The organism is Streptomyces sp. 2P-4, assembly GCF_030167965.1.
Lineage (GTDB): Bacteria > Actinomycetota > Actinomycetes > Streptomycetales > Streptomycetaceae > Streptomyces > Streptomyces globosus_A.
The window spans coordinates 6,634,959-6,647,777 of the sequence record NZ_CP095011.1 but is presented as its reverse complement, the minus strand read 5'-3'; the positions used below and the strand labels follow the sequence as shown (position 1 = coordinate 6,647,777).

At 74.7% G+C, this 12,819-nt stretch carries 14 protein-coding genes; 10 read left to right on the top strand and 4 right to left on the bottom strand.

Annotated features, from left to right (window positions below; genetic code table 11):
• Window positions 1-31 precede the first annotated feature (31 nt).
• Window positions 32-1,339 (bottom strand): MFS transporter, encoded by a 1,308-nt coding sequence (locus tag MUK52_RS29630; protein WP_284581485.1) that lies wholly within the window; start codon window positions 1,337-1,339, stop codon window positions 32-34.
• 149 nt (window positions 1,340-1,488) lie between these two features.
• Between MUK52_RS29630 and MUK52_RS29625 the strand changes: the two genes are divergently transcribed.
• The 8 genes from MUK52_RS29625 to MUK52_RS29590 all read left to right on the top strand — a co-directional run bounded on the left by MUK52_RS29625 (window position 1,489) and on the right by MUK52_RS29590 (window position 7,713).
• Complete coding sequence (locus MUK52_RS29625) at window positions 1,489-2,514, top strand: ABC transporter substrate-binding protein (RefSeq protein ID WP_284581484.1); 1,026 nt, start codon at window positions 1,489-1,491, stop codon at window positions 2,512-2,514.
• Window positions 2,504-3,631, top strand: a complete 1,128-nt coding sequence (locus MUK52_RS29620; RefSeq protein WP_284581483.1) for a FecCD family ABC transporter permease — start codon at window positions 2,504-2,506, stop codon at window positions 3,629-3,631. Before MUK52_RS29625 ends, MUK52_RS29620 begins: the two co-directional genes overlap by 11 nt.
• A complete protein-coding gene (locus tag MUK52_RS29615; protein WP_284581482.1) occupies window positions 3,628-4,461 on the top strand; it encodes an ABC transporter ATP-binding protein in 834 nt (277 codons plus the stop codon). The genes MUK52_RS29620 and MUK52_RS29615 overlap by 4 nt, the downstream gene beginning before the upstream one ends.
• A gap of 22 nt (window positions 4,462-4,483) precedes the next feature.
• Window positions 4,484-5,341: a Rossmann-like domain-containing protein gene (locus MUK52_RS29610; RefSeq protein WP_284581481.1), complete on the top strand. Its 858-nt coding sequence runs from the start codon at window positions 4,484-4,486 to the stop codon at window positions 5,339-5,341.
• A gap of 117 nt (window positions 5,342-5,458) precedes the next feature.
• On the top strand, window positions 5,459-6,367 hold the full coding sequence (locus MUK52_RS29605) for a GHMP family kinase ATP-binding protein (RefSeq protein WP_284581480.1): 909 nt from the start codon (window positions 5,459-5,461) through the stop codon (window positions 6,365-6,367).
• Window positions 6,325-6,564, top strand: a complete 240-nt coding sequence (locus MUK52_RS29600; protein WP_284581479.1) for a hypothetical protein — start codon at window positions 6,325-6,327, stop codon at window positions 6,562-6,564. The genes MUK52_RS29605 and MUK52_RS29600 overlap by 43 nt, the downstream gene beginning before the upstream one ends.
• 25 nt (window positions 6,565-6,589) lie before the next feature.
• Window positions 6,590-7,192 carry a TetR/AcrR family transcriptional regulator gene (locus tag MUK52_RS29595; RefSeq protein WP_284581478.1) on the top strand — a complete coding sequence of 201 codons (603 nt, stop codon included), beginning with the start codon at window positions 6,590-6,592 and terminating at the stop codon, window positions 7,190-7,192.
• Window positions 7,189-7,713 carry a nitroreductase family deazaflavin-dependent oxidoreductase gene (locus MUK52_RS29590; protein WP_284581477.1) on the top strand — a complete coding sequence of 175 codons (525 nt, stop codon included), beginning with the start codon at window positions 7,189-7,191 and terminating at the stop codon, window positions 7,711-7,713. Before MUK52_RS29595 ends, MUK52_RS29590 begins: the two co-directional genes overlap by 4 nt.
• Before the next feature lie 358 nt (window positions 7,714-8,071).
• Here MUK52_RS29590 and MUK52_RS29585 read toward each other — a convergent pair whose 3' ends face one another.
• Entirely contained in the window at window positions 8,072-8,368 is a 297-nt protein-coding gene (locus MUK52_RS29585) for a hypothetical protein (protein WP_284581476.1), read from the bottom strand.
• Window positions 8,365-9,225, bottom strand: coding sequence for an isocitrate lyase/PEP mutase family protein (locus tag MUK52_RS29580; RefSeq protein WP_114056107.1), 861 nt, complete (start codon window positions 9,223-9,225; stop codon window positions 8,365-8,367). The genes MUK52_RS29585 and MUK52_RS29580 overlap by 4 nt, the downstream gene beginning before the upstream one ends.
• Window positions 9,226-9,280: 55 nt before the next feature.
• Here MUK52_RS29580 and MUK52_RS29575 point away from each other — a divergent pair, with 55 nt between their 5' ends.
• On the top strand, window positions 9,281-10,816 hold the full coding sequence (locus MUK52_RS29575) for a cobalamin-dependent protein (RefSeq protein ID WP_350206232.1): 1,536 nt from the start codon (window positions 9,281-9,283) through the stop codon (window positions 10,814-10,816).
• Between the two features lie 62 nt (window positions 10,817-10,878).
• Entirely contained in the window at window positions 10,879-11,559 is a 681-nt protein-coding gene (gene leuE, locus MUK52_RS29570; RefSeq protein WP_114058724.1) for a leucine efflux protein LeuE, read from the top strand.
• A 41-nt stretch (window positions 11,560-11,600) separates the two neighbouring features.
• Here the strand turns inward: leuE and MUK52_RS29565 are convergent, their stop codons facing one another.
• The gene (locus MUK52_RS29565) at window positions 11,601-12,701 is read right to left on the bottom strand and encodes a DNA alkylation repair protein (protein ID WP_284581474.1); all 1,101 of its coding nucleotides are present in this window, start codon (window positions 12,699-12,701) and stop codon (window positions 11,601-11,603) included.
• Window positions 12,702-12,819 lie beyond the last annotated feature (118 nt).

The following is a 12,819-nucleotide window of genomic DNA, read 5'->3' as shown; positions in this document are numbered from 1 at the left end:
CCGCGGCCGCCGGCCGGGTGCGCGTACGGGGTCAGTCCGCGGCCGAGGGGGCGGTGCGGGCGAAGTGGCGGGACGTCGGGACGAGGGCGGCCGCGGCCGGCATCAGGAAGCATGCCGCGGCGCACACCGCGAGGACGGGCGCGGTCCCGAAGGCGTCGATGGCCGGGGCTATGAGGGCCAGGCCGGCGGGTGCGAGGCCGTAGGAGACCAGGAAGTCCAGTGAGGAGACCCGGGCCAGCTTGTCGGGGGCGACCTCCCGCTGGGTGGCCGTGAACCAGGGCACGTTGAACAGTTCGATGCCGATCCCGGCGACGGCGTACGCGGCGACGACGGCGAGCGGGTGCACCGGCAGCACCAGGCTGAGCGGGGCGACGCCGTACGCGGCGAGCCCGGCGAGGGCCGCCCAGCCCTGGGAGCGCGGCCGCAGGCGGGCGATGACGAGGGCGCCGGCGAGCGCGCCGAGGGTGTACGCGGTCATGGCGGCGGCCAGGACCCACTCCGTGCCGTAGCGGTCGCGGCTGATCAGGGGCAGGGCGACGCTGGTGGCGGAGTAGCCGAGGGCGACGACGGCGACGAGGGCGCCCAGACCGGCGAGGAACCAGGGGTGGCGGCGCGCCTCGCGGAGGCCTTCGAGGAACTCGGCGCGGAATCCGGCGCGCGGGGCGGCCGGTCCGGTGTCGGGGGCCGCATCGGCGTCCGCGCTCGGGGCGGCGGAGGCGGCTGCGGCCCCGGCTGCGCCGCCCCGGCCCGGGACGAGCGCGGCCGCCAGCCACAGTACGCCGATGCCGAGCAGCAGCGTCGCGGTGTCGAGCCAGGCGGCGAGCAGCGCGGTCAGGGCGGGGCCGGCGAGGGTGGAGCTGCGGACGGCCAGGGTCATGGCGGCGTTGGCCTGTTGGCGCCGGGCGGGGTCGACGGTTTCGGCGGTGAGGGCCTGGAAGGCGGGCCGGCAGGCGCCCTGGCCGGCTCCGGCGAGGGCCGCGGCCGCGGTCATGAGGGCGAGGGAGCTGCCGAGTCCGGCGGCGAGGAGCGGCGCGGCGGCAGCCGCCGCGAGGCCGGACCAGAGGACGACGGCGCGGCGGGAGTGCCGGTCGGCGAGGACGCCGCCGACGGCGACGGCGAGTAGGAAGCCGATGGTCCGGGCGGCGAGGACGATGCCGAGGCCGGCCGCGCTCAGGTCGCGGTGCAGAACGGCGAGCCCGAGGACGAAGGGCAGGGCCCAGGTCGCGAGCCCGGAGGCGGTGGTGCCGGCCCACAGGCGCAGGAAGGCGGGGTCGCGGAGGACCGAACGGGCCTGTGGGGCCTTGGAGTCGGCGCGGGTCGGCGCGGGTGTGGACGCCACGGGTGGGTGCTCCTTGGGTTCGTGGGCGGCGGGGAGGACCGCCCCCGGAATCATTAATGGAAATGATTACCATTACAGTATCTTCGAGCGCGGCACCCCTCCCCGGCGGTGCCGACGACATCCGTGCCCGCTTCCCGAACGGAATCCCCATGCGCCATCCCGCCCGCCTCTGCCTCGTGTTCGCCCTCGCGCTCGCCACGGCCGGCTGCTCCGGCAGCGGCCCGGGCACCCACGCCCCGCCCTCCGGCCGCGCCCCCGCCGCAGCGGCCGCGATCACCAGCTGCGGCCGCGAACTCGCCCTTCCCAAGCCGCCCGAACGGGCCGTCGCCCTGGACCAGTCCTCCACGGAGACCCTGCTCGAACTGGGCCTCCAGGACCGCATGGCCGGGACGGCCAACCTCAAGACGAAGATCCCCGCCCAGTACCAGGCCGCCTACGCCAAGGTCCCCGTCATCGCACCGAAGATCGCCACCGGTGAGCAGCTGCGCGCCGCGACACCCGACTTCACCGTCGCCGGCTCCGCCGACCTGTACACCGCGGACCGGGCCGGCACCCGCGAGGAGCTGGCCGCGCTCAAGGTCCCGTCCTTCGTCAGCGCGGTGGACTGCCCGCAGCAGAACCCGGCCGGCAGGAGTGCCTTCGAACTCCTCTTCTCCGACTACGAGAACCTCGGCAAGGTCTTCGGCGTCGAGGAGCGGGCCGCCCGACTCGCCGCCGACCAGCGCGCCGCGGTCGCCAAGGCCCGGGAGGCCGCCGCCGCAGCACCGCAGGGCGCGGACCGGCCGACCGTCGTCTACCTGTACTCCGCCTTCAACGGAATGCCGTACGTGGCGGGCGGCAGCGGCCTGCCCAGCGAGATGAGCCGCATCGTCGGCGCGAGGAACGCCTTCGACGACGTGGCCGAGGACTGGCCGGAGGTCTCCTGGGAGGAAGTCGCCCGTCGCGACCCGGACTTCATCGTGGTCGGCGACCTGTCCGAGCGCGGCCGCCCCGGCGACAGCGCCGCCGAGAAGCGCGCCGCCATGGCGGCGCACCCGGTCGTCTCCAAGCTGGAGGCGGTCCGCGACGGCCGGATCATCGAGGTGCCGGGCATCGAACTCGACCCGTCGGTGCGCTCCGTACACGCCCTCGGCCTGATCGCCGCCGGGCTGAAGGACCACGGGCATGACCACTGAGCAGGCCGCCGGAGGCCGCACTGCGGACCTGCTGCCGCCGCCCGCCGCACCAGGGCCGCGGCCCCGGGCGGGGGGCGCCGGCGGGCGGTCCCGTACCGGCGGGGCCGGGGCGGGGCGCGCCGCCGCCTTCGCGCTGCTCGGGGCCGGGGCGCTCGCCGCGTCCGTCGCCGCGGCCGTCCGCATCGGCACCGCCGACGTCGGCTGGACGGACCTCGCCCGCGCCTTCGGCTCCCGGCTCGGCCTGCCGGTCGAGCCGCTCCCCCCGCTGCTCGACTCACTCGTCTGGGACCTGCGGCTGCCGCGCGTCCTGATGGCCGCCCTGGTGGGTGCCTCCCTCGCGGTGTGCGGCGCGGTGCTCCAGGCGGTCACCCGGAACGCGCTCGCCGACCCCTACCTGCTCGGCGTGTCCTCCGGCGCCTCCACCGGGGCCGTCATCGTCGTCGTCCTCGGCGTCGGCTCGCACGCGCTGGGCGTCACCGGCGGCGCCCTCGCCGGCGCGCTGGTGTCGTTCGCGCTGCTCCTGCTGCTCCTGCGGCGCACTGGGCTGGACTCGTCGCGCATCGTGCTGACCGGGGTCGTCGTCGGCCAGCTGTTCACCGCACTGACCTCGCTCGTCCTCATGGCATCGGCGGACGCGGACACCACGCGGGCCGTCACCCACTGGCTGCTGGGCTCGATGGCACCGGCCCGCTGGAACACCGTCGCCGTCTGCGCCGCCGTCACCCCCCTGGGCCTGGCCGCGGCCTGGCTCTGCTCCACCGCCCTGGACGGGCTGGCCTTCGGCAGCGACACCGCCGCCTCCCTGGGCATCGGCGTACGGCACACCCGGCTGCTGCTGCTCGTCGTCACGGCGGTGCTGACGGCGGTGGCCGTCGCCACGGTCGGCGCCATCGGCTTCGCCGGGCTGATCGTCCCGCACGGGGTGCGGTTCCTCGTCGGGCCGCTGCACCGGGTGCTGCTGCCGTGCACGGCGCTCGCCGGGGCGGTGTTCCTGGTGTGGACGGACGCCCTCGCCCGGGCCGCGTTCGCGCCGCGCGAGGTCCCCGTCGGCGTGGTGACCGCGCTGCTCGGCGTCCCGCTGTTCCTCCTCGTCCTGCGCCGGCGGGGTGAGCTGTGAGGATCACCGCCGAGGACGTGGTCTGGTCGGCCGCGGGCACGCCCGTCGTGCGCGGGGTGAGCGCGGAGGTCGCGCCCGGCGAGACGGTCGGCCTGCTCGGACCGAACGGTTCCGGCAAGTCCTCGCTGCTGCGCTGCCTGGCCGGCCTGCGGGCCCCCGACTCGGGGACCGTCCGCTACGACGGCGAGTCCGTACGGGGCTGGGGCGCCCGCCGGATCGCCCGCCGCGTCGCGTTCGTGGCTCAGGAGGGGGGCGCGGACGGCGAGTTGCGCGTCGCCGACGTCGTGGGCCTGGGCAGGACCCCGTACCGCAGCCGGTGGCGCGGTCCGGACGCCGCCGACCGGGCGGTCGTCGACGCGGCCCTGGACCGCGTCGGCCTGACCGCGCTCGCCGGCCGGCCCTGGAAGGCGCTGTCGGGCGGCGAGCGGCAGCGCGCCCACATCGCCCGCGCCCTGGCCCAGCAGCCCCGCGCGCTGCTCCTCGACGAGCCCACCAACCACCTAGACGTCCGGCACCGGTTGGAGCTGATGGAGCTGCTGGCCGGGACCCCCCAGACCGTCCTGGTCGTCCTGCACGACCTGTCGCTCGCCGCCCGGTACTGCGACCGGCTGCTGCTCCTGCACCGCGGACGCCTGGCCGCCTGCGGCCCGCCCGCGGACGTGCTGACAGAGGAACAGCTCGCCGAGGTCTTCGAGGTGGACGCCGTGCCCGCCCCGGACGCCCTGGGCCGGCCCTCGGTCGCCTACCGCGGGCCGCTGCGGCCGGCGCCCCCGCCGGCCGGGGCACCCGCACCCGTACCCGTATCCCGATCCGTCCCTGACGAGAAGTGAAGCCGAGGAACCCGAGGATCCCATGACCCGTATCGACACCGTCCGGCCCGCCGACTCCGTCCGCACCGTGGACGCGCTCGCCGAGGAGGTCCTCGCGGGCGGGCACGGCCCGCTCCCGAGCGGCCTCACCGCCACCAGCGTGTTCTGGATCCACCACGGCACCCGGCTCGCCGGAGGCGACACCACCTACCTCAACCAGTACGTCCTGGTCCGGGTCGGCGGCGCCTTCGGCGGCTGCGCCTTCGAGGCGGGGGAGATCGACCCGTCGCTCTGCCGCGAGCACTCCGGCGCGCCCCTCGACGTGCTGCTGCGCGAGGCGCCGCGCCCGCTGCGGGTCGCCGCCCTCGACGCCTACCTGGCCGGGGCGGACCCGCACCGCGCGGCGGCGGCGGCCGGCCGGGCCGAGCCGGTGGTCCTCCCGGCCGGCGCTCCGGAGGCCCGGGCCGCCGCCCGGGACGCGGCGACAGCGGGGCTGCTGGACACCGCGCCGGGGGCCCGCGTCGGCCTCATCGGCGTCGTCAACCCGCTCGTCGCCGCCATCCGCGAGCGCGGCGGCGTACCGCTGCCCTGCGACTTCAACCTCAAGGCCACCCAGTGGGGGGACCCCGTCACCGCCGACATGCACGAGGTGCTGGACGCCGCCGACGCGGTCGTCTGCACCGGGATGACCCTCGGGAACGGCTCGTTCGACACCGTGCTGCGGCGCTGCCGCGACCGCGGCATCCCGCTGGTCGTCTACGCGCAGAGCGGCAGCGCCGTCGCCCGCGCCTTCCTCGGCTCGGGGATCACCGCCCTGTCCGCCGAACCGTTCCCCTTCTCGCAGTTCAGCGGCGAGGAGACCGTCCTCTACCGCTACCGTGCGGCGGTGGGCGGCGCGTGAGCCCCCGCAGCACCGGAGCCACCGGGCGCGGGCAGGCTCCCTGCCACCACGGCGAGATCCTCCAGGGCGTCTTCCGCGACGGCTCGGGCCCCGTGCCCGGGGCTCGTCACCCTGCCCATGGCCGGGCCCGGGAGCAGCGCCGTCTTCACGATCCGGCCCGGTACGGACCCGCAGGCGCCCACCGTCGCCCCCGCCGGGCGCACCAAGGCCGCCCGGGCCGCCGCGCTCGCGGTGGCGGAGTGCGCCCGGCGGGCCGGGCTGCCGCCCTGCGGGGGCGAGTTGCGGCTCGCGGGCGACATCCCGGCAGGCCTCGGCATGGGCAGCTCCACCAGCGACGTGATCGCCGCCGTGCGGGCGGTCGCGGACGCGTACGGGACGCGGCTGCCGGCCGGGGCGGTCGCCCGGATCGCGGCGCGCGCGGCGGGGCCGGCCTGCGACCCGCTGGTGCCGGACGGGCGGCCGGTGCTGTTCGCGCAGCGCGAGGGCCGCGTCCTGGAAGTCCTCGGCACGGCCCTGCCGCCGCTGCTCGTCGTGGGCTGCGACCTTGGCGGCGGCGCGCCCGCGGACACCCTCGCCCTGCCCGTGCGGGAGGCCGGCGAGGCCGACGTACGGGCCTGGGAGCGGCTGCGCGCCCTGCTGCGCCGGGCGGTGGCGGCGCAGGACGCGCGGCTGCTCGGTGCCGTCGCCACCGCCGGCGCCCGGCGCGGCGAGCGGGTGCTCGGGCACCCGGAGTTCGAGGCGCTGGCCGCGGTGGCCCGACGGGTCGGGGCGGTCGGCGTGCAGATCGCGCACAGCGGGGCCGTGGCCGGCGTGCTGTTCGACGCCGGCCGGGCGGCGGCGTTGGGGCTGCCTTACCAGGTGCGCGGCTGTTTGGACGCCCTGGAGGCCCACGGCATCCCCGCCGCCCGGATCTTCACCACGCCCGGCGTGCGCGCCCGCGCGTGCGCCTCCTTCTCCCCTTCCCATCCTGCCGCGGAGCTGCTGTGGACCAGCTCACCGCGGAGCCGACAGGCCGCCCGGACCTGATGCGGCTGGAGGACCGGCTCCTCTGCCTCCGCTTCGAGACGATCACCTCCGTCGGCAGGGGCACTTCGGCCGGTGCTGTCGACGTGCCGGGCGGCGACCCGGGCGTCCTTCCGGCCACGGCACCGGCCGCCGGCCCGGCACGTCGCACGCACGCCTGGCGGGTGAGCGCCGCGCCGGGGCGCGGCTATAATGACTGACTGGTCGGTCATCTTGGGAGGCGGAGTGGCACCACGGCGGGTTGACCGGGCTGCGCGCCGGGAGGAGATCCTCGCGGCGGCGGTGCGGGTGTTCGCGCGGCGTGGGTTTGCCGCGAGCCGTATCGAGGATGTGGCCGCGGAGGCGGGCATCGGCAAGGGCAGTGTCTACCTGTACTTCTCGGACCGAGACGAGCTGCTGGAGGCGGCCTTCGCTGCGCTGGCGGCACGCTCGGCCGCGCTGATCGAGGAAGCGCTGGCGGGCACGGGCGATCCGGCGGAGCGCCTGGAGCATCTGGTGCGTTCCGTCGTGGCCGTGCTGCTTGGCGAACGGGATCTTGCCCGTGTCCTGCTGGACGTGTGGTCCGTGGGGCGTGGCGGCCGTCCGCCGGTCGACATGGCGGGCTTCTACCGCGAGTACCGGGGCGCGATCGCCATGCTGCTGGCCGATGCCGCCGACAGCGGTGCGGCGCCGACGGTCGAGCCTGTCGCGCACGCCGCGGTCCTCGTCGGGGCGATCGAGGGCTGTGTGCTGCAGTGGCTCTTCGACTCCTCCCTTGATCTGGCCGGACTCGTCGATCCACTGCTGCAGCTGTTGATACCGGCCCGGGCGAAGGGAAGGAACCCGTGATCAACCCGTTGAAGGGCGGTCCTCCGCGGACGGCCCTGCGCCGTGCCGTGCTGCGGGCGCCGATCCGCCTCTACCGGATCGGGCTGGGAGGCCTGCTCGGCCACCGGATGCTCCTGCTCACCCACACCGGACGCGTCAGCGGCCGGCCGCGCCAGGTCGTGGTGGAGGTCCTGGCGCCGGGCGGGCGGCCCGGCAGCTATCTGATCGCGTCCGGCTACGGCGAGCGGTCGCAGTGGCTGCGCAACGTGCTGGCCGAGCCCTGCGTCCGGTACCAGGTCGGCCGGCGGAAGTTCGAGGGAACGGCGGTGCCCCTGCCGCCCGAAGAATCAGGCCGGCAACTGGCCGAGTACGCCCGGCGCCACCCCCGCCTGGCCGCGAAGCTGATGCAGGCCCTGGGCCACAACCCGCAAAGCCACGCCGACTTCGAGGCACTCGGCGCAGACCGACGCAACGGAGTTCCGCTGGTCGAAGTGAGCCCGCACCACGGGACGGCCGCCGGCGGCCCCGCCCTGCCCGGATGACGGCACAGGCCGGGTGAGGCTGCGCCCGCCGCCTCACCCGGGTGCCGGTCGCCGGACCGGGCATGCCGATGCCCCGTGCACGCCGCCCGCGGGTCCGCCGTCCCCGGATGGCGGTGGAGCCGACGCCCGTGGTGGAGAGACGCCTGGGCGCGCTGCCGGCCTGTGCCGGCTTGCTGCGCCGACCGGACGCGGCCGGGACCGTCGACGACCGGCGGCGGCGCACGCCGTGCGGACTTCGTGCTCGACCCGGACCGGCCGGATGGTGCCCCGGGCCCGGTCCGAGCGGTGCTGCGTGGTCGACCTGTGCGGGGCGGCCGCCCTGCCCACCTGGTCCTGACGCCGGCTCGGGACGGTCCCGTTACGGGAGCGGGGCCGGCGCGGAGGCGACGAGGGCCTGCAGGACGTCGACGGCGCTGCCGTCGTGGTCGCTGCCGGAGGTGCCCGAGCCGTTCTGGAGGTTGGCGGAGCGGTCGACCTCGACTATCGAGTCGGCGTGGGAGTTGTCGATGACGGTGATCAGGCTCTCGCCGGCCAGGGCGGGGGCGGCCGCGGCGGCGGCGACGGCACAGGCCGCCGACACGGCGGTGAGGGCCGCGGCCGCCAGGGAGGCCGGTGTGCGCTGCGCGGGCAGCCGCAGCCGGGGTCCGCGGGTCACGCGCCGGCGCCTTCGAGGATGCGCTGGCGGGCGATGTTCCGGGCCAGCAGACTGGTGGACTCCCGGACGCCGATGCCGCCGGCCGCGGCGGGCTCCGGCAGCCGGCCGTCGGAGAGCTTGAGCTCGGTCAGGGCGTCGTGCATCGCGCGGTGCGCGGCGAAGAGGCAGGGCGTGCTGTAGATCGCGATGTCGACACCGAGTTCGGTGAGCTCGCCCAGGGACAGCCGGGGTGACTTCCCTCCGGCGATCTGGTTGAAGAGCAGCGGCTTTCCGGCGACGACCTCGCGGATGCGGCGGATCCACTCGACGCTGCGCACCCCGTCGACGAGGACCACGTCCGCGTCGGTGGCGGCGAGCGCCTCGGCGCGCCGCAGGATGTCGGCCTCCTCGGTCGCGTCCGTCCGGGCGACGACGACGAGGTCTCGGCGGGTGGCGAGGACCATGTTCAGCTTGTCGAGGTATTCGGCGAGGGGCAGCACCTGCTTGCCGTCCGCGTGGCCGCAGCGGCGGGGGCGTCGCTGGTCCTCGAGGATGATGCCGGACGCGCCGATGCGCTCCAGGCTCTCGACGACGTGGCAGGCGACCTCGGGGTCGACGTAGCCGTCGTCGATGTCGACGAGCAGGTCGTGGTCGGGGAAGGCCCCGCGCAGCCGCTGGACGAAGGAGAGCATGTCCGGCCAGGCGATGAACCCGATGTCGGGCAGGCCGTAGTACGAGGCCGCGAAACCGAAGCCGGAGACGAACATCCCGTCGTAGTGGTCGGCCGCGATCGAGGCCGAGTACATGTCGTAGACGCCGATGAGGGGGGTGGTGCCGGGCCGGGCGACACGGGCCCGGAGCTTGCTTCCGTAAGTCAACGCGTCTCCTCGAAAGGCGGGTGGGGACGGCCGGCCGCAGTACCGCGAAACGGTAATGCGGAGGCAAAGAAAGAGTCATCACGCTTTGTATCCGATCAGACGCGCGAAGCAACACAAGAGCGTCGGCGTGTCACCCTCGCGGGTGGCCCGGTTCACCGCAGAAACGCCACGCCGCCGGCGCCGCGAGCGGGACGCGAGGCGGATTCAAGGGAGACTCGAGAACCTTTCTGGCACCTCCTGCCACAAGGTCCGGATCCGATCGCCCACTGACCGATACATGCCTGTTGCAGGCAAATCTTCGCGTGCACATGTTCATGGACCCGTCCGTGTGACGGGCCGGTACCGGCCCGCCCGCTTCGCCCCCTTCTTCCCAGGAGAAGGAATGACGCTGAAGCTGCTGCTCGCGAACGCCCCCAACCCCACCGCCAACCGCAACGCATCGAACTACGCCTGCCACCCCCACATCGGCATCGTCCAACTCGCCACGGCGACCCGGGACGCGCTGGGCGACCGCGTGGAGATACGCGTCGTCGACGGCGGCATATCCAACACGGCCGCCGTGCAGCGCGCCGTCCGGGACTTCGCTCCCGACCTCGCCGGCATCAGCGCACTCACTCCGACCTATTCGGAGGCCCTGGAGATCGCCTCGACCGCGAAGGCGTGCGGGGCGCAGGTCGTGCTCGGCGACGACCACGCGATCTTCTTTCCCGAGATGATCCTGCGCAACAGGCCGCAGACCGACTACGTGATCGCCAACGACGGCGGTGAGATACCGTTCGTGCAACTGGTCCAGGCCCTGGCGGACGGCAGCGGCGTGTCCCGGGTCTCGTCGCTCGCCTACCGGGACGGCGGCCGGATCCGGCTCAACCCGGCCCCGAAGTACGCCCTCTCGCTGCGCAACACGATTCCCGACCTGTCGTTCATCGAGGCCGTGCTCGGCACCTACGCCGACAACTACCGTGCCCAGTTCGGCCATCTGCACGGGCACGAGGTGCGCCCGGTCACGGTGGACAACGCGCGCGCGGGCCCTCGGGCCGACCAAGCGCAACAACGTCGACAAGCTGCGCCGGCTGGGCGTGGTCCGCGCGAACATCGGCCTGGACGCCGCCGACCCGGAAAATGCTGGAGGCGCAGCGGAAGAACAGGACGACCGGTGAGACCAACCTCGAGGCGAGCCGCATGCTCAACAAGGCGGGCATCTCGGTGCACGCCTCGTACATCGCCGGCGCGCCGGGCGAGCGGCCGGAGACCCTGGACCGCACGATCGACGGAATCCCGCAGATGCTCGGCGAGGTGGAGCTGTCATCCGTCGAGTTCTCCCGGTTCATTCCGCTGCCGAACAGTCCGGCGTGGGACCTCCTCGTCGACTACGAGCGCCCGAACTTCTTCAGGAACAGCGGCGACATCGACGCCTGCCTCGCCGGTCTGGGAATCTCCTTCACCGGCGCGGAGCGTGCGCAGATGCAGGACCGGTTCGGGGAGCGGGACCTGCTCGACATCGACGAGCTGGGCGCTTATTGGGCGGACAACTTCACACACATCAGCGAGGATCACGCCTTGCAGCGGATCGCGGAGGTCGACGAGATGGTGAGCGCCCACAACGTGCGCACCGGGAACAACGTCGGACAGCGCGGGAAAGGGAAAGGTGCCCGAATGCTCGGAGTGGACAACCTGCTGACGTACACCGTCGGCGCCCTGCTCATCATCCTGCTGCCCGGGCCGAGTTCGCTGTTCACGCTGTCCGTGGCCGCACGGCTCGGGGTGCGGGCCGGGTACCGGGCCGCGGCGGGGGTCTTCCTCGGCGAGACCCTCCTCATGGCGGCGACGGCGGCGGGGCTGGCCTCGCTGCTGCAGACCAACGACCTGCTGTTCGCCATCGTGAAGTACGCCGGCGCCGGCTACCTCACGTGGATCGCCGTCGGCATGATCCGGGCGGCTTGGACCATGTGGCGGCGCCCCGGCCGGTCGGCGGGGGCGGACCCGGAGGGGGTGCAGGCCCGTGCGGATGCGGGGGCCGGGACCGCGGCGGCGGGGGCGCGGCTGTTCCGCCGCTCGCTGGTGATCACGGTCCTGAACCCGAAGGCGATCCTGTTCTTCATCTCCTTCTTCGTGCAGTTCGTCGACCCCGGCTACCCGCATCCGGCGCTGTCGTTCGGGCTGCTGGCCCTCGTCTACCAGCTGATCAGCATCGCCTATGTCACCGCACTGATCCTGGGAGGCACGTACCTGGCGGCGCAGTTCCGCCGGCGGCGCAGGCTCTCCGCGGGGCTGACGACGGGGGCGGGGGCGCTGTTTCTGGGATTCGCCGCCAAGCTGGCCACAGCGGGCAACTGACGGCGGGGCGGGCGGGCGGCTGTCCGCCCGCCCCGCCCCGCTCACCCCGCGTCCAGCCGGAAGGCTGCCTCCCCGCGCAGTCTGCCGTTCACCTGGAGCTGGACGAGGTGCTCGCCTGAGAAGTAGCGGCGGGTGGTGAGGGGCTTGAAGGAGTGCCGCCTGGTTCCGGTGAGGGTCTCGCCCGGGGCGAGGGTGCGGGTGGCCAGTTTGAACACCTTCGGGGTGCGGCGGCCGTTCGCCTTCACATGGTGGACGACGTAGTCGAGGACGAGTTCGGCGGGCGTATCGGCGTCGTTGGTGAGGGCGTACTCGAAGACGAGGTGTTCGCCGACGGCGACCCGGGCGGTGGCGATGACCGGTCCGCGGACGGTGACCGGCGCGTCGGGCGCGTGCCCGAGGACGCTCATGGCGTCGGCGCGGCCGGCCTTCACGAGGGTGCGCAGGCCGTGCCGGGCCACCCGCCCGGTGGTGGCCGCGGGCGCGGCCAGCCAGCGTCCGGCCGTTTCGACGGCGAGCTCGGGGTGGTCGCGGCTGATGTCGTTGAGGTGGTTGGCGACCGAGCGGCGCACGTAGTCGGAGTCGTCGCGGTAGAGGGCGTTGAGGAGGGGGAGCGCGGGCCGCGGGTCGGCGATGGACTCAGGCAGCTGCGGCGCCCACGGGAGCCGGGGCCGGGTGCCCTCGCTGACGAGGCGGCGGACGTGCGGGTCCGGGTCCTCCACCCAGGGGCCCATCACCGCCAGGGCGCGGTCCCGGTCGGCGCGCAGGAAGGGGCGGACCGCGGACTCCGCCGTCAGGCGCGGGGTGAGGTCGCGCAGCAGGGCGAGGGCCGGCTCGAACGCGGCGGGACCCGAGGCGAGGCCGCGGACCGCGACCGCCTCGCCCACGGGGAAGGTCATCCAGCCGGCGAATCCGGGGTCGGCGAGGGCGGCGCGCACGGAGGCCTCGAAGGCGCCCCAGTCGGCGGGCAGGTCGTCGAGGGCGGCGTCGCGGACGGCGGCGACGCGGCCGCTGAACGTCATGCCGTCGAGCGCGGACGCACAGGCGAGCAGGGCCGGGGCGGACCTCGGTCCGGCTGCCGCGGCGAGGCGGCGGGCGAGGTCCTGGACGGTGCGCGCGCTGAGCAGTTCATCGGCCGTGGGCATGGATCAAGTGTGACGGATCCCCGGACCCCGGCGGCGCACGGCCCCTGGTAGGGCTTGGTCCCCGGACGTGGTTCCGGGCGGGGCTGAGGAAGCGCACTCGGGCGCGCGATGGTGCCGA